The 19,055-nt window shown below is 72.2% G+C and carries 21 protein-coding genes; 7 read left to right on the plus strand and 14 right to left on the minus strand.

Annotation, left to right across the window (positions count from 1 at the left end; all coding sequences use genetic code 11):
• The 6 genes from AC3ET4_RS24525 to AC3ET4_RS24550 form a co-directional block, all read right to left on the minus strand.
• Positions 1–620, minus strand: a 620-nt coding sequence (locus tag AC3ET4_RS24525) for a P-type ATPase actuator domain-containing protein (RefSeq protein WP_488175958.1), incomplete at its 3' end; no start/stop codon positions are given.
• Between the two features lie 35 nt (positions 621–655).
• On the minus strand, positions 656–2,317 hold the full coding sequence (gene kdpA, locus AC3ET4_RS24530; RefSeq protein WP_431952943.1) for a potassium-transporting ATPase subunit KdpA: 1,662 nt from the start codon (positions 2,315–2,317) through the stop codon (positions 656–658).
• A 9-nt stretch (positions 2,318–2,326) separates the two neighbouring features.
• Positions 2,327–2,416 (minus strand): K(+)-transporting ATPase subunit F, encoded by a 90-nt coding sequence (gene kdpF, locus AC3ET4_RS24535; protein ID WP_431952945.1) that lies wholly within the window; start codon positions 2,414–2,416, stop codon positions 2,327–2,329.
• A gap of 310 nt (positions 2,417–2,726) precedes the next feature.
• A complete protein-coding gene (locus AC3ET4_RS24540) occupies positions 2,727–3,491 on the minus strand; it encodes a DUF3710 domain-containing protein (RefSeq protein ID WP_431952947.1) in 765 nt (254 codons plus the stop codon).
• Between the two features lies 1 nt (position 3,492).
• Positions 3,493–4,026, minus strand: coding sequence for a dUTP diphosphatase (gene dut, locus AC3ET4_RS24545; RefSeq protein ID WP_431952949.1), 534 nt, complete (start codon positions 4,024–4,026; stop codon positions 3,493–3,495).
• Positions 4,023–4,628 carry a PaaI family thioesterase gene (locus AC3ET4_RS24550; protein ID WP_431952951.1) on the minus strand — a complete coding sequence of 202 codons (606 nt, stop codon included), beginning with the start codon at positions 4,626–4,628 and terminating at the stop codon, positions 4,023–4,025. Before AC3ET4_RS24550 ends, dut begins: the two co-directional genes overlap by 4 nt.
• A gap of 105 nt (positions 4,629–4,733) precedes the next feature.
• Between AC3ET4_RS24550 and AC3ET4_RS24555 the strand changes: the two genes are divergently transcribed.
• Together AC3ET4_RS24555 and AC3ET4_RS24560 are read left to right on the plus strand one after the other, a co-directional pair.
• The gene (locus AC3ET4_RS24555) at positions 4,734–5,618 is read left to right on the plus strand and encodes an SDR family oxidoreductase (protein WP_431952953.1); all 885 of its coding nucleotides are present in this window, start codon (positions 4,734–4,736) and stop codon (positions 5,616–5,618) included.
• Between the two features lie 26 nt (positions 5,619–5,644).
• Entirely contained in the window at positions 5,645–6,094 is a 450-nt protein-coding gene (locus AC3ET4_RS24560; protein ID WP_431952955.1) for a DUF3093 domain-containing protein, read from the plus strand.
• A 96-nt stretch (positions 6,095–6,190) separates the two neighbouring features.
• On the opposite strand, the gene AC3ET4_RS24565 is transcribed toward AC3ET4_RS24560, so the two are convergent.
• From AC3ET4_RS24565 to AC3ET4_RS24580, 4 genes are all read right to left on the minus strand, one after another.
• Complete coding sequence (locus AC3ET4_RS24565; protein ID WP_431952957.1) at positions 6,191–6,937, minus strand: hypothetical protein; 747 nt, start codon at positions 6,935–6,937, stop codon at positions 6,191–6,193.
• Positions 6,938–6,951: 14 nt separating this feature from the next.
• Entirely contained in the window at positions 6,952–7,251 is a 300-nt protein-coding gene (locus AC3ET4_RS24570) for a DUF4193 domain-containing protein (RefSeq protein ID WP_018561848.1), read from the minus strand.
• A 397-nt stretch (positions 7,252–7,648) separates the two neighbouring features.
• Positions 7,649–8,911: a sensor histidine kinase gene (locus AC3ET4_RS24575; RefSeq protein WP_431952959.1), complete on the minus strand. Its 1,263-nt coding sequence runs from the start codon at positions 8,909–8,911 to the stop codon at positions 7,649–7,651.
• A 6-nt stretch (positions 8,912–8,917) separates the two neighbouring features.
• Positions 8,918–9,571 (minus strand): response regulator transcription factor, encoded by a 654-nt coding sequence (locus AC3ET4_RS24580; protein ID WP_431952961.1) that lies wholly within the window; start codon positions 9,569–9,571, stop codon positions 8,918–8,920.
• Positions 9,572–10,053: 482 nt separating this feature from the next.
• Here AC3ET4_RS24580 and AC3ET4_RS24585 point away from each other — a divergent pair, with 482 nt between their 5' ends.
• On the plus strand, positions 10,054–10,227 hold the full coding sequence (locus AC3ET4_RS24585) for a hypothetical protein (protein WP_431952963.1): 174 nt from the start codon (positions 10,054–10,056) through the stop codon (positions 10,225–10,227).
• A gap of 135 nt (positions 10,228–10,362) precedes the next feature.
• Here AC3ET4_RS24585 and AC3ET4_RS24590 read toward each other — a convergent pair whose 3' ends face one another.
• Positions 10,363–11,163: an inositol monophosphatase family protein gene (locus AC3ET4_RS24590; RefSeq protein WP_431952965.1), complete on the minus strand. Its 801-nt coding sequence runs from the start codon at positions 11,161–11,163 to the stop codon at positions 10,363–10,365.
• A 29-nt stretch (positions 11,164–11,192) separates the two neighbouring features.
• Positions 11,193–12,326 (minus strand): ferrochelatase, encoded by a 1,134-nt coding sequence (locus tag AC3ET4_RS24595; RefSeq protein ID WP_431952967.1) that lies wholly within the window; start codon positions 12,324–12,326, stop codon positions 11,193–11,195.
• Positions 12,327–12,462: 136 nt separating this feature from the next.
• On the opposite strand from AC3ET4_RS24595, the gene AC3ET4_RS24600 reads away from it, so the two are divergent.
• The 3 genes from AC3ET4_RS24600 (at position 12,463) to sepH (ending at position 16,391) form a co-directional block, all read left to right on the plus strand.
• A complete protein-coding gene (locus AC3ET4_RS24600) occupies positions 12,463–13,710 on the plus strand; it encodes an MFS transporter (protein ID WP_431952969.1) in 1,248 nt (415 codons plus the stop codon).
• On the plus strand, positions 13,667–14,989 hold the full coding sequence (locus tag AC3ET4_RS24605; RefSeq protein WP_431952999.1) for a D-arabinono-1,4-lactone oxidase: 1,323 nt from the start codon (positions 13,667–13,669) through the stop codon (positions 14,987–14,989). Before AC3ET4_RS24600 ends, AC3ET4_RS24605 begins: the two co-directional genes overlap by 44 nt.
• A 331-nt stretch (positions 14,990–15,320) precedes the next feature.
• Positions 15,321–16,391 (plus strand): septation protein SepH, encoded by a 1,071-nt coding sequence (gene sepH, locus AC3ET4_RS24610; RefSeq protein WP_431952971.1) that lies wholly within the window; start codon positions 15,321–15,323, stop codon positions 16,389–16,391.
• 151 nt (positions 16,392–16,542) lie between these two features.
• Here the strand turns inward: sepH and AC3ET4_RS24615 are convergent, their stop codons facing one another.
• Entirely contained in the window at positions 16,543–17,382 is an 840-nt protein-coding gene (locus tag AC3ET4_RS24615; protein ID WP_431952973.1) for a sulfurtransferase, read from the minus strand.
• A 128-nt stretch (positions 17,383–17,510) separates the two neighbouring features.
• Here AC3ET4_RS24615 and AC3ET4_RS24620 point away from each other — a divergent pair, with 128 nt between their 5' ends.
• Complete coding sequence (locus AC3ET4_RS24620; protein ID WP_431952975.1) at positions 17,511–18,305, plus strand: VOC family protein; 795 nt, start codon at positions 17,511–17,513, stop codon at positions 18,303–18,305.
• A gap of 51 nt (positions 18,306–18,356) precedes the next feature.
• Here the strand turns inward: AC3ET4_RS24620 and AC3ET4_RS24625 are convergent, their stop codons facing one another.
• On the minus strand, positions 18,357–19,013 hold the full coding sequence (locus tag AC3ET4_RS24625) for a maleylpyruvate isomerase N-terminal domain-containing protein (RefSeq protein ID WP_431952977.1): 657 nt from the start codon (positions 19,011–19,013) through the stop codon (positions 18,357–18,359).
• Between the last annotated feature and the right edge of the window lie 42 nt (positions 19,014–19,055).

Below are 19,055 nucleotides of genomic sequence, written 5' to 3' on the forward strand. Positions count from 1 at the left end.
CTGGTCGTGATGCGGACGACGATCCGGTCGGACAGCACCTTGGTGCCGCCCGTCACCGCCGACCGGTCACCGCCGGACTCCCGGATGACCGGGGCCGACTCGCCCGTGATCGCCGACTCGTCGACCGACGCGACACCCTCCACGACGTCGCCGTCACCCGGGATCACCTCGCCCGCCTCGCAGACGACCAGGTCGCCGACACGCAGCGCGGTGCCGGGGACGCGCGCTTCCGCGCCGTTGTCCAGCCGCCGGGCGACCGTGCCGGTCTTCGCCCGGCGCAGGGTCTCCGCCTGCGCCTTGCCGCGGCCCTCGGCCACGGCCTCCGCCAGGTTGGCGAAGACCACGGTGAGCCAGAGCCACGCGGCGATCGCCCAGCCGAACCCGTCGGCCGGGGAGAGCACCGCCAGAGCGGTGGTGAGCACCGAGCCGATCAGGACGACGAACATGACGGGCGTCCTGACCATCACCCGGGGGTCGAGCTTGCGCAGCGCGTCCGGGAGTGACCGCAGAAGCTGCGCCGGGTCGAAGAGTCCGCCCGAGACACGGGCGCCGTGGCCCGCGCCGGGGGCCTGGGGTGCCGTTCCTTCCTCGGGGGCGAGCACGGGCGTGTCGGTGGACATGGCTTCCTCAGCGGGGGTGGAGGTGGTCGCGCGGCTCATGACAGGCCTTCCGCGAGCGGGCCGAGGGCGAGTGCGGGGAAGTAGGTCAGGCCGGTGATGATCAGGATCGCGCCGACGAGCAGGAGCGCGAAAAGCGGTTTCCCGGTCCGCAGGGTGCCCGCGCCCGCGGGCACCGGCTGCTGCCGGGCGAGCGATCCGGCCAGGGCGAGGACGAAGACCATCGGCACGAAGCGGCCGAGGAGCATCGCGATGCCGAGCGTGGTGTTGTACCACTGCGTGTCGGCGCTCAGGCCCGCGAAGGCGGAGCCGTTGTTGTTGCCCGCGGAGGTGTACGCGTACAGCACTTCGGAGAAGCCGTGCGGCCCGCTGTTGAGCATCGAGTGCCGTGGTGTCGGCAGGGCCATCGCCAGGGCGGTGAAGACGAGCACCACGGCCGGGGTGACCAGGATGTACAGGGCGGCGAGTTTGATCTCCAGCGTGCCGATCTTCTTGCCCAGGTACTCCGGGGTCCGTCCGACCATGAGGCCGGCGATGAACACCGCGATGACCGCCATGACCAGGATGCCGTAGAGGCCGGAGCCGACACCGCCGGGAGCGATCTCGCCGAGCATCATGCCGAGCAGGGCGATGCCTCCGCCGAGGCCGGTGAGGGAGGAGTGGGCGGCGTCGACCGCGCCGGTCGACGTCAAGGTGGTGCTCACCGCGAACAGGGAGGAGGCGCCGACGCCGAAGCGCTGCTCCTTGCCCTCCATGGCGGCGCCCGCGATCCGGTTCGCCGCACCGGGGTGCACGGTCTCGACCCAGGTCATCAGGGTGACGAAGCCGGCCCAGATCAGGCCCATCGCGCCGAGGAGCGTGTAGCCCTGCCGGGGACTGCCGGCCATCCTCCCGAAGGTGCGCGTCAGCGAGACCGGGATCACCAGGAGCAGGAAGATCTCGAAGAGGTTGGTGAAGGCGTCCGGGTTCTCGAAGGGGTGGGCCGAGTTGGCGTTGTAGAAGCCGCCACCGTTGGTGCCGAGCTCCTTGATGGCCTCCTGGGAGGCCACTGCGCCGCCGGTCAGCGTCTGGTGGCCGCCGGCGAGGGTGGTGATCTCGTGCCAGCCGGCGAAGTTCTGGATCGCCCCGAAACCCACCAGAACGAGCGCGGCGACGAAGGCCACGGGCAGCAGGACGCGTATCGTGCCGCGGACCATGTCGGTCCAGAAGTTGCCGAGCTCGCCGGTGCGGGACCGGACGAAGCCGCGGACCAGCGCCACCGCCACCGCCATGCCGACCGCCGCCGAGACGAAGTTCTGCACGGCCAGGCCCGCGGTCTGCGCGGCATTGCCCATGGAGTTCTCGCCCATGTACGACTGCCAGTCCGTGTTGGTCACGAACGAGGCCGCGGTGTCGAAGGCCTGGGCGGGCGGGATGTCCGCGAAGCCCAGCGACAGCGGGAGGTGTGCCTGGAGCCGCAGGAACAGGTACAGGAACAGCACGCCCACGACGGAGAAGACGAGCACCGCCCTGAGGTAGGACGGCCAGCGCATCTGTGCGTCCGGATCGGCGCCGAAACAGCGGTAGACCAGCCGCTCGACGCGCAGGTGCCGGTCGGAGCCGTAGACCGCGGCCATGTAGTCGCCGAAGGGGCGGTACACCAGGGCCAGAGCCGCGACGAGCGCGGTGGCCTGGAGCACCTCGGCGGTGAGGGGGCCCATGTCCGCTCCTCAGAACCTCTCGGGCCGCACGAGCGCCCAGACGAGGTAGAGCAGCAGGGCGACGGCGACGACGAGACCCGCGATGTTCTCCGCGTTCACAGCTTCCCCACCCCCTTGGCGATGAGGGCCACCAGGGCGAAGACCGCGATCGTGACGATGACGAGGACCAGGTCGGCCATCGTGTGCTCCCCAGCTAGCGGATGACACGCTGACCAGGCCAGGGAACCGCCTTCCCGCCGCGCGCGGACGGCGGTTGACGGCTTCCATACGCCGCCGGGCAGCGCCTTGACGTGCCCTTGATGCCATAGCCCTTGACCTGCGAAAACGCCCGTGGGCCGCCCTGCTCTCACAGGTCGGCCCACGGGCGTATCGACGTGGCCGGGGCGCGTGGCCCCGGAAAAGCGAGGCGTCAGTGCACCTCGGTGATCTCCGGTCCGCGGCGCATCGGGTCGATGCCGTCCGAGAAGCGGCCGCCCTCCTCCTGGGCGATGCCCTCGGGCACCATCTGGGCGTCGTTGGGCAGCTTCAGGACGATCGGGTCGCGCGGCGCCATCGGCGAATCGCCGCGCACGACGACGGTGTCGCGGAAGATCTGCTCCAGCAGGCCGGCGGTCTCCGGCTGGACGGCGCCCTGCCCGGAGATGACACCCCGCAGGAACCAGCGCGGCCCGTCGCAGCCGACGAAGCGGACGACCTGCACGCCGTTGGCGCCGTTGGGCAGCTGCACCGGGACCTGGGCGCGCAGCTCCCAGCCCAGCGGGCCCTCGACCTCGTCGACGATGCCGCCCTGTTTGGTGATGCCGGACGCGATCTCGTCACGGACCTCGCCCCAGATGCCCTCCGACTTGGGGGCGGCGAAACCCTGCAACTGGACGGCGCTCTCCCGGAGCACCACGGTCGCGGCGACGATGGACTCGCCGGCCACCTCGACGCGCAGCTCCATGCCCTGCACGCCGGGTACGAAGAGGCCGCCCAGGTCGACCCGGCCCTCGGCCGGGTCCCTGACCTCGCTCACGTCCCACGGACCGTCCGGCCTGGGAGCGGGCGGAAGGTTGTACCGACGGGACTCCATGGAGTCGTCCGACTCCTCGGCGTCTTCGGCCAGCTCGTCAGGGCCCTCGGCCGCGAGCTCGTCGAGGGCGTCTCCGCGCTCCTTGCGACGACGACGGAACACGTCACTGTCCTTCCCGGTCAGCGATGACCGATGCGTATCCATTGCCGGACGGAACGACCGGCGAGCCATCCACCGCGGCATGCCCCCCCGTGGAGCCGAAGCCCCCTGCCGCCCGTGCCGAACCGGGCAGCTCCGCCACCTCGTGGAAGCGGACCCGTTCGACCTGCTGGACGACCAGTTGGGCGATCCGGTCCCCTGCTGCGAACCGTACGCTCTCGCGCGGGTCCAGGTTGACCACGATCACCTTGATCTCCCCACGGTACCCGGCATCAACCGTTCCGGGGGCGTTGACGAGGGCCACTCCGCACCTCGCGGCGAGGCCCGAGCGGGGGTGCACGAAGGCCGCGTAGCCCTCCGGCAGCGCGATCGAGACTCCTGTGGGCAGTACGGCGCGCTCCCCGGGGGCCAGTTCGGCCGCCTCGGTGGTGACGAGGTCGGCGCCGGCGTCGCCCGGGTGCCCGTACGAAGGAATCGGGACGTCCTCGTGCGAACGGTGGATGAGGACGTCGACCGGGGGACGGGAACCGTCGGTCACGGGTTCACCTCGAAGGCGCGGGCGACCTTGACCTGGTCGGGGTCGGTCATCGCGGCGCGGATCTCCTCGGGGCGGCCGTTGTCGGTGAAGTGCTCCAGCTTGACCTCGACGAACAGGGCCTCCGCACGGACCGCGACCGGGCCGTCCGGGCCGCCGATCCGGCCGACCGCGGTGGAGTAGATCTTGCGCCCTGCCACGGCGGTGCACCGGGCCTCCAGATGGAGGGTGGCGCCCACCGGCACCGGCTGCACGAAGTCGGTCTCCAGGCGGCCGGTCACAACCATGGTGCGCAGCAGCCAGGCGAGTGAGCCGAGCGTCTCGTCGAGCGCCGTGGCCAGCACGCCGCCGTGCGCCAGGCCCGGAGCCCCCTGGTGGGCGGGCTGCACGGTGAACTCGGCGGTCACGCTGACGCCCTCGCCGGCCCGCGCCTCCAGGTGCAGGCCGTGCGGCTGCGTCCCACCGCAGCCGAAGCAGTGGTCGTAGTGCGCGCCCAGCGGCTGCCCGGGGGCGGGGGCGTCGGGGTGCCGCTCCGGCGCCACGGCGTCGGGCGGCGGTGTCAGGCCCGCACGTTCCGGGCCCGCGTCGGTCGTAGCTCCACTCACGCGGGAGACCCTACCCTCCTGCGGGATCGTTTCCCGTCGCCCGGCCGTTGTCCCTGCGGCCCCGCGGCCCTCCGCCACCGCAGCACCTTCCCCTTGGAGCACCACATGACCCCCAGGTCCGTCGTCGTCACAGGAGCCGGGTGCGGGATCGGCCTCGCCACCACCCTCGAGCTGGCCCATGCCGGCTTCGACGTCATCGGGACGGTGCGCGGCGAGGAGAGGGCGCAGGGGTTGCGGGAGGTGGTCGAGCGCACCGGGGCGTCGGTGCGCACCGTGCTGCTGGACGTCACGGACGCCACGTCGTGCGTCCGGGCCTTCACCGAGATCGCCACGATGACGGACGGCGGCCCGTGGGCCGTGGTGAACAACGCGGGGATCGCCCAGCCCGGTGCGATCGAGGACGTCGACGACGAGCAGGTGCGCCGGCAGCTGGAGACCGATCTGGTGGCCCCCGCGCGCATCGCCCGTCTGGTGCTGCCGACGATGCGGACCCGGCGGGCGGGGCGGATCGTCAACATCTCGGCGGTCTCCGGGCGGGTCTCGATGCCGCTGCTCGGCTGGTACTGCGCCAGCAAGCAGGGCCTGGAGGCGGTGACGGACGCGCTGCGGATGGAGGCGGCCCCCTTCGGGGTCAAGGTCGTGCTGGTGGAGCCGGGCGCGTACGGCACGGACATCTGGCAGCGCGGCACGAGCAGGCTGCCCCAACGCCGCAACTCCGCGTACCGCCACCAGTACGAGGCCGCGGAGGAATCGGTCAAGCGGGAGCGTCCCTCGCCGCGCCCGGTGGCACGCACCGTCCTGAAGGCGCTCACGGCGCCCCGGCCGCTCCCGCGCTATCTGGTGGGCGCCGAAGCCCGGTCCTCCGCCGTCCTGGACGCCGCTCTGCCCACGGCCGCGACCGACTGGGCCAAGCAGGTCGCCACGGGGCTGCGGCGCCCCCCGCGCGCCGCGCACGCGCTGACACGACTGCGGTCCCGGGGCGGGCGCTGACAAGGCGGCGTGACAAGCTTGGTGTCATGAGCGTCATGACCTATGAGGAGCGGCTGACCGCGCCGCGTTCGTGGTGGGGCCTCGCCGTCGGCGCGGGCGTCTCACTGGCGCTGATCCTGCTGCCCCTCGGGCCCCTGGCACTGCTCGGCGGGCTGGTGGGCGGCACGGCCGCCGGAGCGGCCCTGGTCAGCGCCTACGGTTCCCCGCGGCTGCGGGTGGTCGCCGGTTCGCTGGTGGCCGGGGACGCCAAGATCCCGGTGACCGCACTCGGCGAGGCCACGGTGCTGGACCGGGAGGAGGCCGCGGCCTGGCGGTCGTACAAGGCCGATCCGCGCGCCTTCATGCTGCTGCGCGCCTATGTGCCGACGGCGCTCAAGGTCGAGGTCACCGATCCGGACGACCCGACACCCTATCTGTACCTGTCGACCCGCTCGCCCGAGCGCCTGGCGGCGGCCCTGCGGGACGTACGCGTCTGAGTTTCCCGGCTGAGCGGCGCGGCCGGTCACCGCCCCGAGCACCGCTGCGCCCCGGCACGGGGCGGCCGTGGCCCGGCGGGTCAGTCGCCCGGCGGGTCAGTCGCCCGGCCCGAGTGCGGGAGGGGGCTCCTCGGGGGCGGACAGCAGGCCCCAGGGCACCTGGCGGGCACGCAGGTCCTTGCGGATCTGCTCGGCGAGCTTCTTGGTGTCGCGCCGGTTCATCACGGCCCCGACGGCCGCGCCGATCATGAACGGGGTCAGCGTCGGCAGATTGCGCATGGTGCGCTTCATCATCTGCTGGCGCAGCTCGCGCTTCATCCTGCCGCCGAGGGCGATGTTCAGCGTGGAGGGCTTGGAGAAGTCGATCCCGCGCCGCTCCGTCCACTCGGCGAGGTACATCACCGACCGCTGCCGGAGCGTGCCCGGTGCGCGCAGGCCGTACACCTCGTGCAGTTCGGCGATGAGCTTGTACTCGACCAGGGCGACCCCGAGGGTCTCCGAGGCAAGCTCCGCCGGCATGGCCGGCGGAGTGGGCAGCATGGCGGCGGCGCCGATGCCGGCGCCGACCGTCGCGGTGCCCAATGTGGCAGCGCTCACCAGCTTGTCGGCCAGTTCCTCGGGCCCGAGCCCGGGGAACTGGCGGCGAAGCGTCTCCAGGTCCCTGACGGGCACCCTCGGGGCCGTCTCGAGCAGCCCGTCGACGAAGGTGTTCAGCGCCGCCTTGGCGCGTGCGCGCGCCCGCGCGGCACGCCCGCGATGACGGGAGTGGGCGAGCTCGCCCGCCGGCCCCCGCGTTGCGCCCGCGAGCGAGGCCTCATGGCCCCGCTCGTCGTCGCTCGCCACGGTCCGGCTGCCCGTCAGGCCGCGCAGTCGCGGCAGATCGGGTTGCCGTTCTTCTCCGTGGCCAGCTGGCTGCGGTGGTGCACGAGGAAGCAGCTCATGCAGGTGAACTCGTCCGCCTGCCGGGGCAGCACCCGGACCGACAGCTCCTCGTTGGAGAGGTCGGCCCCGGGCAGCTCCAGGGACTCGGCCTGGTCGAACTCGTCAACGTCGACTGTGGAGGTCGACTTGTCGTTCCGCCTGGCCTTCAGTTCCTCGATGCTGTCCTCGTTGACGTCATCGTCGGTCTTGCGTGGGGTGTCGTAATCAGTAGCCATGTATCGCTCTCCCCCTCTGGGTGTCTGCGGTGTCTCCAGCGCACGTAACGCATGGGAGGCCGGTCTTGTGCCCGGCCCGAAGCGGAGATTTTGCCTTACATCAAGTGCCGTTACTCAATCGACACCCAACCGCACCCCCGAAGAGGTGATCGCATCCGCTGTCGGTGATGACCGGAAACGGACCTCTTGTCGCACCTTGCTCGCGCCTCCACGTGTACTTCCCGTGATCATGACCTGCGGAAACATGGATTTTTCCGCTCTTTTTCACGGGGTGCGATCACGTAGCGTACCCGCTGCCGGAATCGCTTGTGTGATCGCTCACAGCATGCCCAGGCCGCGCCCGGACAGTGAAATTCAGCGCAAAGCGAACAAGCCGCCGGGAGTGTCGTGGGGCAGGTCACACAGGGATGACGACCCGCATGACCAGGCCGCCCCCTTCTCGGGGAACCGCGGAGATGCTGCCCCCGTGGGCCCGGGCGACGGATTTGGCGATGGAAAGGCCCAGGCCCACGCCCTTGTCGCTGCCCGTGCGCTCGGTGCCCAGCCGACGGAAGGGCTCGAACAGGTTGTCGATCTCGTACGCGGGGACGACGGGCCCGGTGTTGGCGACCGTCAGGAAGGCGGCTCCCGGCTCGACACCCGTGGTGACCTCGACCCAGCCCGACTCCGCGACGTTGTACCGGACCGCGTTCTGCACCAGGTTCAGCGCGATGCGCTCCAGCAGCACCCCGTTGCCCTGCACCACTGCCTCGCCCAGCGCGGCACGCAGTTCCACACCCTTGGCGTCGGCCTCGCCGCGGGTCTGCTCCAGCGCCTGGGTGGCCGCCTCCGCGAGATCCACCGGCTTGCGGTCGACGATCTCGTTGTCGCTGCGGGCGAGCAGCAGCAGGCCCTCCACCAGCTGTTCACTGCGTGTGTTGGTGACGAGCAGGTTCTTGCCCAGCTGACGCATGTCCGGAGAGGCGCCTGGGTCGGCGAGCTGGACCTCCAGCAGCGTGCGGGTGATCGCCAGCGGCGTTCTCAGCTCGTGGGAGGCGTTGGCGACGAAGCGGCGCTGGGCGTCGAAGGACCGCTCCAGGCGCTCCAGCATGTCGTCGAAGGTGTCCGCCAGCTCCTTGAGCTCGTCGTCCGGGCCGGTCAGGTGGATCCGCTGGGTCAGGTCGGAGCTGACCACACCTCGAGCCGTGCGGGTGATCCGGCCGAGCGGCGCCAGCACCCGGCCGGCCAGCAGGTAGCCGAACGCGAAGGCGAGCACGGCCAGACCGACGAGCGCGAACAGCGAGCGCTTGAGCAGGACGTTCAGCGCGGTCTCGCGCTGAACCGCCAGGCAGTGGACGTAGGCCTTGTTGAAGGCGTCCGGATTGGTCGGGCCGGTGGGCAGCTCGGGGCACAGCCCGGTGAGCGACAGCCGGCCCGCCTCGACGTGGAACTGCGCCTCGGTGCCCTGGCGGATCGCCTGCGCCGCGAGCATGTAGATGATCCACAGCAGTATCACTCCGGCGATCAGGAACATGCCGCCGTAGAGCAGGGTGAGCCTTATCCGGATCGTGGGGCGCAGCAGCGGCATCGGCCGGGCGGCCGGCTTCGGGTCCCAGGTGGGCTTGGGCGGGATGGCCTGTGGGGCGGACGGGGTCGTCGGCGAGGACGAGGGCGCGGGCACGGCGGATCAGATCCGGTATCCGGAGCCGGGGACGGTCAGGATCACCGCAGGCTCCCCGAGCTTGCGGCGCAGGGTCATGACGGTGACCCGTACGACGTTGGTGAAGGGGTCGGTGTTCTCGTCCCAGGCCTTCTCCAGCAGCTGCTCCGCGGAGACCACGGCGCCCTCGCTGCGCAGCAGCACCTCCAGCACCGCGAACTCCTTGGGGGCCAGGTGGATCTGCCGGCCGTCCCGGGTCACCTCACGGCGGCTGGGGTCGAGCGTGATCCCGGAGCGCTCCAGCACCGGCGGCAGCGGCGCGGTCGTACGCCGTCCCAGGGCCCGCACCCGGGCCGTGAGCTCGGTGAAGGCGAAGGGCTTGGGGAGGTAGTCGTCGGCGCCCAGCTCCAGACCCTCGACCCTGTCGCTGACGTCGCCGGCGGCGGTCAGCATGAGCACCCGGGTGTGCAGCCCGAGTTCCACCAGCTTGCGGCACACGTCGTCCCCGTGGACGACCGGCAGGTCGCGGTCGAGGACGACGACGTCGTAGTCGTTGACCCCGATCCGCTCCAGGGCCCCTCCCCCGTCGTAGACGACGTCGACGGCCATGGCCTCACGGCGCAGTCCGGTGGCTACCGCATCGGCGAGCAGTTGCTCGTCCTCGACGACCAGTACGCGCAAGGCGCTGTTCCTTCCCTAGGCACTCTCAAAGAGCCGTGCACGGCCCGCCTGTGCAGGCCGAACGCCCCTCCATCCTGCACCGCGGGACCGTAAAACAGGGGTAAGAGGCCACGCGGACGGGTGGGGCGGGCAAGGAGCGGGTCGAGGGCCGAGTCCGGCGAGGCGGAGAAGGGGGACGCAGAGCGGAACTGCGGCGACCGACGGCAACGCCGCCGGGCGAGTGCCGTCGACCCGCGGTGCCCGTCCGCGCGGCCTGCGAAGCAGTCGGCGACGATTGTTCGCGTCCCGGAGGTTTCCCTTCCGGTGGGCTTGGGGAGGACGACTGCAACCCCTGATCGTGCCCGCCGGGCGTTTGCGACTCCCGTGGCGGTGCCGCTGTGCGGTCAGAGGGGTCCCCACACGAGGCCTTGCGAACGACCCGCGCGTCGCACGGCCCCCGCATATCCCTGTGTCAACCGACGACGACGAGGGGGCGCCACCCGATGGACGCGTTCACCACTGGCATTCTGCAGCGCATACACAGCACCGAATCCGACCTCCTGCGCGCCCGTGAGGACGGGGACGACTTCCTGGCCGAGGTCGAGGAGGCCGAACTGGCCGACCTGCACCGCCTCGCCGCCGAGCACGGCGTCCAGGTACTGCCCGAAGTCGTCTGAGACCACGCGGACGGCAAGCCGAGACGCCGCGCCCCGGACACCCTGACAGGTGCCGGGGCGTTCGCGTGCCCGCCCCGGCTGTGCACCGGGCGACCCGGGCAGGGCCGCGGACGCGGCGTGGTGGCTGCGGCGTCCTCAGTCGTGCCAGGCGCCGAGTTCGTCGACCAGCCGCTGCAGGGGCTCGAACACTCCCGGCGGGGCCGCGACGGTGAGCTCCGTGGACTCCGGCGCCCCCGGCCGCCCCCCGGTCAGGGCGCCGGCCTCGCGGGCGAACAGGGCGCCCGCCGCGTAGTCCCACGGGTTGAGGCCGCGCTCGTAGTAGGCGTCGAGGCGGCCGCAGCCCACGTCGCACAGGTCGATGGCGGCGGATCCGCCCCGGCGTATGTCCCGCACCAGCGGCACCAGCTCGCGCAGTACCCTCGCCTGGGCCGCCCGGCGTTCCTTCAGATAGCCGAAGCCGGTGCCGACCAGCGCCTGGTCCAGCGGCGGCGCCGGGCGGACGGCCGCCCGCCGGTCGCCCACCCAGGCGCCCCGGCCCAGCACCGCACGGTAGCTCTCACCGCGCATCGGTGCCTCGACGACCCCGACGAGCGTCTCGCCGTCCAGCTCCGCCGCGATGCTCACGGCCCACGACGGCAGGCCGTAGAGGTAGTTCACGGTCCCGTCCAGCGGGTCGACCACCCACCGGACCCCGCTGCTGCCCTGGACGCTGGCGCCCTCCTCGCCCAGGAGCCCGTCGTCGGGCCGGCGCTCGGTGATGAAGGAGGCGATCAGCTTCTCCGCGGCGATGTCCATCTCGGTGACGACATCGATCGGACTGCTCTTGGTGGCGGCCACCCCGAGGTCGGCGGGGCGGCCGTCGCGCAGCAGCTCCCCCGCCCTTCGGGCGGCCTCGAGGGCCACGGCTAGGAGTTCGTCCTTGAGGTGGTCGGTCACGGCACTCCTCGTGCGTTCGATCGGGTCGGTCACTCGGCGCCCGCGGCCGCGGGCCGGGGGGCGCGTGCCGGGCAGCAGCCCACCGGGCACACGTCATGGCTCGGCCCGAGGGCGCCCAGCGCGCACCGCTGCGGGGCAAGGCCACGCTCGGTGGCGGCGCGCTCCAGCACCAGCTCGCGCACCGCCGCGGCGAAGCGCGGGTCCGCGCCCACGGTGGCGGCGCGGGCGACCGGCAGACCCAGCTCGGCGGCCTTGGCCCTCGCCTCGGTGTCGAGGTCGTACTTGACCTCCATGTGGTCCGAGACGAAGCCGATCGGCACCATGACCGCGGCGGGAGCGCCGCCGGCGTGCAGCTCCTCCAGGTGGTCGCAGATGTCGGGCTCCAGCCAGGGGATGTGAGGGGCGCCGCTGCGCGACTGGTAGACGAGCTTCCAGGGGCGGTCGGCGCCGGTGGCCTCGCGCACCGCGTCGGCGATCACCCGGGCCGTGTCCAGGTGCTGGGCGACGTAGGCGCCGCCCGCGCCGTCCTCGGTGTGGTCCTCGGGCCGCCCGGAGGTGTCGGCGGCCGCGGTCGGGATCGAGTGCGTGGTGAAGGCCAGGTGCGCCCCGTCGCGGACGTCCTCGGGCAGCTCGGCGAGCGCGGCCAGCACGGCGTCGACCATCGGCCGGACGAAGCCGGGGTGGTTGAAGTAGTGGCGCAGCTTGTCCACGCGGGGCACGGCGCGGCCCTCGGCCTCGAGGACGGCCAGGGAGCCGGCGAGGTTCTCGCGGTACTGCCGGCAGCCGGAGTACGAGGCGTACGCGCTGGTCGCCAGGACCAGCACGCGGCGGTGGCCGTCGTCGGCCATCTCGCGCAGCGTGTCGGTCAGATAGGGGGCCCAGTTGCGGTTGCCCCAGTAGACGGGGAGGTCGAGGCCGTGCTCGGCGAAGTCCTCGCGCAGCGCCGCGAGCAGCTCGCGGTTCTGCGCGTTGATGGGGCTGACCCCGCCGAAGAGGAAGTAGTGCTGCCCCACCTCCTTCAGGCGCTCGCGGGGGATGCCACGGCCGCGCGTGACGTTCTCCAGGAAGGGGACGACGTCATCGGGCCCCTCGGGCCCTCCGAAGGACAGCAGGAGCAGTGCGTCGTACGGAACGGCGGTGCCGGCATCGGTCTGATCGGACATGTTCCGATCCTGCCACCCGGCGCAGGCGGCCGAGGAACCGGGAAAACCGCTTGCGCTCGCTTTGTAAGCTGTCTGAGGGAGTCACATTCCTTACTTCAGCCCCTTGAGACGTCGGCGACGAAGCCGTGGAGCACCCGTGTCCGGTCCGTATCGCGCGATCTTCTCCACTTCGGGGACGAGGGGCTTCTCAGCGGCGGGTTTCGTCGGCCGGATGCCGCTGTCCATGCTGGGCATCGGCATCACGACGATGATGTCCGAGGTCACCGGCCGCTACGGGATCGCGGGCGGCCTCGCGGCCACCCTGGCACTCGCCGCGGCGGTGCTGGGCCCGCAGGTCTCCCGCCTGGTCGACCGCCACGGCCAGCGCAGGGTGTTGCGGCCGGCCGCCGCGATCACGGTCCTGGCGGTGGCCGGCCTGCTCGTGTGCGTACGGACCGGCACCGCGGACTGGACGCTCTTCGTGTGCGTGGCGCTGGCCGGGACGACCCCGAGCATGGGCGCCATGGTGCGGGCGCGGTGGGCGATGATCCACCGGGATTCTCCCGCTCTGCTGCACACCGCCTACTCCTTCGAGTCCGTCGTCGACGAGGTGTGCTTCATCGTGGGCCCCATCCTGTCGATCGGGCTGTGCACTGTCTGGTTCCCCGAGGCGGGGCCGCTGCTGGCCGTCCTCTTCCTGGCGACCGGGGTCTGGCTGCTCACCGGGCAGCGGGCCACCGAACCGCCGCCGCACCCGCGCGGGCAGCACACAAGCGGCTCCGCGCTGCGCTCCCGCGGGCTGCGGGTGCTCGTGCTGACCTTCGTCGCGACGGGGGCCGTCTTCGGCGCCGTGGACGTGAACACCGTGGCCTTCGCCGAGGAGCAGGGCCACAAGGCCGCGGCAAGCCTGGTGCTGGCGGTGTACGCGGCGGGGTCCTGCCTCGCGGGGGTGCTTTTCGGCCTGATGAAGCCGGCCGGAACGGCCTCCCGCCGCTTTCTGCTGGGCGTGGCGGCCATGGGCGTGAGTATGATCCCGCCACTACTGGTCGGGAACCTGCCGTTCCTGGCCGTGGCGCTGTTCGTCGCGGGCCTGTCCATCGCACCGACGATGGTCACCACCATGGCCCTCGTCGGGCAGCTGGTACCGCGCGCGAAGCTGACCGAGGGCATGACGTGGACGAGCACGGGGCTCGCGGTCGGTGTGGCGCTGGGCGCGTCCCTCGCCGGGTGGGTGATCGACGAGGCGGGGGCCCGGACCGCGTTCGTGGTACCCGCCTCCGCCGCGGCGCTCGCCGTGGCGGCGGCCTTCCTGGGGTACCGCCGGCTGGAGCCGGCGCCGGAGCTGGAGGGGACGCGTGCGCATCGCTTCGACGAACAGGACCGCCGGGAAGGCCGCATGGCGTAACTGGGCGGGAAACGTACGGGCCCTGCCCGCACGGACGCAGTCCCCGGCCTCCGTGGACGAGCTGGCGGCCGTGGTCCGCAAGGCGGCCGAGGACGGGCTCCCGGCCAAGGCCGTGGGCACCGGGCACTCCTTCACCCAGGCGGCGGCGACCTCGGGCGTCCTGATCCGGCCCGAGCGGATGACGGCAGTGCGCGGCATCGACCGCGAGGCCGGCACGGTCACGGCGGAAGCGGGCGTCCAGCTCAAGCACCTCAACGCGATGCTCGCCGCCGAAGGACTGTCGCTGACGAACATGGGCGACATCATGGAGCAGACCGTGGCCGGCGCGACCAGCACCGGAACCCACGGCACAGGCCGCGACTCGGGCTCCATAGCCGCCCAGATCAAGGCGCTGGAGCTGGTGCTCGCCGACGGTTCGGTGCTCACCTGCTCGGCGGAGGAGAACCCCGAGGTCTTCGCCGCCGCCCGGATCGGGCTGGGCGCGCTCGGCGTGGTCGGCTCGATCACCCTGGCGGTGGAGCCGCTGTTCCTGCTCACCGCGCGCGAGGAGCCCATGCGCTTCGACCGGGTGGTCGCCGAGTTCGACCAACTGGTGCAGGAGAACGAGCACTTCGAGTTCTACTGGTTCCCGCACACCGACGGCTGCAACACGAAGCGGAACAACCGCAGCCAGGGGCCCGCGGCCCCGGTCCCGGGGCTGCGCGGCTGGATCGACGACGAGTTCCTCTCCAACGGGGTCTTCCACACTGCCTGCGCGGTCGGCCGGGCGGCGCCCTCCCTCATCCCCGGCATCGCCCAGATCTCCAGCCGGGCGCTGTCGGCCCGCACCTACACCGACATCCCGTACAAGGTGTTCACTCACCCGCGCCGCGTGCGCTTCGTCGAGATGGAGTACGCGGTGCCGCGCGAGGCCGCGGTGGAGGTGCTGCGCGAACTGAAGTCCATGGTGGAGTCGTCGGAGTTCAGGATCAGCTTCCCCGTGGAGGTGCGGGTCGCCCCGGCCGACGACATCACGCTGTCCACGGCCTCAGGCAGGGACACCGCCTACGTCGCCGTGCACATGTACCGCGGCAGCCGGTACCAGGAGTACTTCACCGCGGTCGAACAGATCATGACCGGCCATCAGGGACGCCCCCACTGGGGCAAGATCCACTCGCGGGACGCGGACTACTTCGCCGAGGTCTATCCGCGCTTCGCGGAGTTCACCGCCCTGCGCGACCGGCTCGACCCGGACCGGCTGTTCCGCAACGACTACCTGCGGCGCGTGCTCGGCGAATAAGTTCCCATGTGGGGATTTTGTGAAGATTCTGCCCCAACTCCCTTGGCGGGCACGAAGTTCGACGGCGCGGCGCCCCACCGACGTGGCCCGAATGGAGTACTGTGACAAATCCTTGCTCCGGGGGGAGGCGGCGCACTCGTCCCGGGGTGCCGTCGATCGAACCGGAGACATGTGACGCCGGGTGAGGCATGTGATCATCCAGCGTCGCGAAAAGGTAACCGTGCCATAACGGCGCGTCACGGCACATGCCCGACACGCCGGGAAACTCAGCAAGGTTGTGGCAGGCTGCACCCGGGCAGGTCACACTCGTCCATCGGGAGCAGCGACGCACGTGACGTCGGCAGGCACCACCCGGGAGGTAACCGTGCCCGAACTGCGTGTCGTGGCTGTCAGCAACGACGGCACACGACTGGTGCTCAAGGCTGCCGACAGCACGGAGTACACACTCCCGATCGACGAACGCCTGCGTGCCGCCATCCGCAACGACCGTGCGCGGCTGGGCCAGATCGAGATCGAGGTCGAGAGCCATCTGCGCCCGCGCGACATCCAGGCGCGGATACGAGCCGGCGCCACCGCGGAGGAGGTCGCCCAGCTCGCCGGGATCCCAGTGGAGCGCGTGCGGCGCTTCGAGGGCCCCGTGCTGGCGGAGCGCGCGTTCATGGCCGAGCGCGCCCGCAAGACCGCGGTGCGGCGCCAGGGCGAGAGCACCGGTCCACAGCTCGGCGAGGCGGTCGCCGAGCGGCTGCTGCTGCGCGGCGCCGAGAAGGACAGCATCCTGTGGGACTCCTGGCGCCGTGACGACGGCACCTGGGAGGTGCTCCTGGTCTACCGGGTGGCCGGCGAACCGCACTCCGCGAGCTGGACGTACGACCCGCCCCGCCGGCTCGTCCAGGCCGTGGACGACGAGGCGCGCGCGCTCATCGGCGAGACCACCCAGGAGCAGGCGCAGGAGCCGAGCTACCCCTTCGTGCCGCGGATCGCACGGCTCCCGCGCGACCGTGTGCTCGACCGGCCGGAGCGCCCGGACCGGGCCGAACGCACGGCCGAGGAGCGGGCGGAGGAGGAGCGCGACTCCCTGACCAGTCTTCTGGAGGCGGTCCCGAGCTTCCGTGGGGACATGGTGGTGCCGGCCCAGGCGGGGCCGCCCTCCCCCGACACGCCGGCTGCGGAGGACGACACGTCCGTGGAGGAGGAGGCGCCGCCTGCTCCCGCCGCGAGCGCCGGAGCGGGATCCGCGTACGCCGACGTCCTGATGCCGCGTTCCGTCGGCGCCCACCGCGACCGGCTGGTCGGGTCCACCGACCGACAGGCCGAGGCGGACGGGGTCCGGCCGGGGCGACGGGCGACGGTGCCGAGCTGGGACGAGATCGTCTTCGGAAGCCGGCGCAAGAAGCAGGAATGACCGGGACCGGCCTTGAGGCACCGCGCTGTCAGGCGGTGACTCGGTCCGGTCCTCGGCTCGCTCCTGGGTGCACTCCTTCGAGCGGTCTTTCGCGCGGTGCCCGGCGTGCTCCTTCGCGTGGCGGCGCGGCTGCGCCGGCGCCGACGCCGCGTCAGCCCGGCTGCGGCCCCGTCGCGACGTCGCGGCCCGCCCTCGACCACTCGCTCCAGGAGCCGACGTAAAGCGCCGCGGGGATTCCGGCGATCGCCAGGGCCAGCACTTCGTGGGCTCCGGAAACGCCGGAGCCGCAGTACACGCCGACCTCGGCCCCGGGCGTGGCGCCCACCGCGCCAAAGCGCTTCGCCAGTTCGTCAGGCGCGAGGAAGACACCGGTGCCCGGGTCGACGTTCTCCGTGGTCGGGGCGTTGACCGCGCCGGGGATGTGACCGGCGACGGAGTCGATGGGCTCGGTCTCGCCCCGGTAGCGCTCCGGCGCCCGGGCGTCCAGGAGGACCCCGCGCCGCGCCAGTGCCGCAGCGTCGTCGGCGGTGAGCACGGCAAGCGCGCCCGGCGCGGGGGTGAACTCGCCGTTCTCGTCGGGGGGAACGTCCGTCTCCAGGGGCAGTCCGGCCGCCGTCCAAGCCGCCAGCCCGCCGTCCAGGACGCGTACCCGCTCGTGCCCGGCCCATCGCAGCAGCCACCACGCGCGGGCGGCGCCCCAGCCGAGATGGCCGTCGTAGACCACGACGTCGCGGTCCGGGCCGACACCCGCGCGGCGCATGGCGGCCGTGAACACCGCGAGATCCGGGAGGGGATGACGCCCCGCCGTCCCGGGCGCCCCGGCGAGCTCGGTCTCCAGGTCGACGTAGTGCGCGCCGGGCAGGTGCCCGGCCTCGTAGGCGGGACGGCCGGGCGGGCCCCCGAGTTGGTAGCGGACATCCAGAAGCGTGGCGCCTCCTGAGGAGCCCTTCGGGAGCGCGGCCAGTTCCGTTACGGTGATGACAGGATGCATGAGCCCATTGTGGTCCCCCGGCGCGGGAAACCTGCGGCGCGGTTCCGGTCCGCGGCACACCCGGTGGTGCGAGCATCGCTGCGGCACGTCCCCGGCAAGCCCGAGCGTTGCTTCCCAGGAGAGAATCGATGACCGAGGTAGGGAACCGCCACCCGCACGGCACACCGTGCTGGGTCAGCCTGCTGACTCGCAGCGTCGAGGCCACACAGGAGTTCTACAGTCACCTGTTCGGCTGGGAGTTCCGTCCCGGTCCGCACGCACTGGGCCCGTACGTACGCGCCACGTTGGGCGGTCAGAGCGTGGCGGGCATCGGCGAACTGCCCCGGGACCGGCACCTGCCGGCCGCCTGGACGACCTACTTCGCCTCGGACGACGCCGACAAGACCGCCGAGCTGATCCGGATCTGCGGCGGCACGGTGGGCGTCGGCCCGTTGGACGCGGACGACGCGGGACGACTGGCCGTCGCCTCGGACCCGGCGGGCGCGGTGTTCGGGGTGTGGCAGGCTCGGCGCCACCGGGGCACCGAGATCTTCGGCGAGCCGGGCGCGCCGGTGTGGAACGAGTTGGCCATCCGGGAGACCGCGCAGGTCGGCGCGTTCTATTCGACGGTCTTCGGACTGGAGGCCGACGCGCTGGTCTCCGCCGGCACCGACCACCTCACCCTCCACCTCGCCGGTCGTCCGGTCGGCGGCGTCCGCGGTGTCGGCCGGTCCCTGCCGCCGGACCGCGGGGCGCACTGGATGACGTACTTCCAGGTGGCCGACACCGACGAGGCCGTCCAGCAGGTAGGCGAACTGGGCGGCGGTGTCCTCGGCGGGCCGCACGACAGCGAGCACGGCCGGCAGGCGACCGTGGCGGACCCCGAGGGCGCCGTCTTCACGGTGACCGCCCCCCTGCCGCAGCCGGACGGCGGTGCCCGGTAGCGCTCGCGCCCCGAACGCAGGGGGCCTGCCCCTGCGGCGAGACGCCCGCGTCTATCCCCGGGGGGTGCCGTCCCAGCGCCAGGTGGTGAGACGGGGGTGTCCGGGCAGTTCGGAGCGTCCGGTGGCCCATAGGAGGGTGGGCCAGGGAGCCGCGGACGACGGTGCGTGCGGGAACAGCCGAGCGAGCACCCGGGAGCACAGACCGGCGGGCGGGCTCCATGCGAGGCCGAGCCCTTGTGCCAGGTCATACGCGTGCACCAGGGTCTCCACGACCCCCATCGCGGCGAAACCCTCGGGATCCGAGACGCCGAAGACGTGGTGAGCACGGGTCTGCGGAGGCGTCGTGCGCACCATCGCGACGAGCAGCGCGCCGCTCGCTTCCAGGACCTGCAGCAGACCGGCCGGCCCCGCCTCGCGGTTCGCGTGAACGGCGTTCGCCGGGCCGCCGGGACGTCGGCTCTCCCACACGAAGGGCACATCGCCGTCCAAGGGCGGCGTTCTGGGGCCCAGTTGCACGGCGTAGGCGAAGAGATCGTCGCTGAGGTGCTCGGCGGTTTCCCAGCAGTCCCATTCCAGGCCACCGGCCTTGCCTTCCCACGCGGCCGGGGGCGCCGCGCGCAGGACCGCCAGGGCGAGCTGCACGGCAAGGTCGAGGTCGTCCGCGGTGACGGGGGGCTGGGAGAGGGCGCCATCGGCTGATCGGGACATGACGGAACCGTACCGCGGCCGGAGGGAGCCACCCCTCTCCCT

It is taken from the genome of Actinacidiphila sp. bgisy167 (assembly GCF_057707665.1).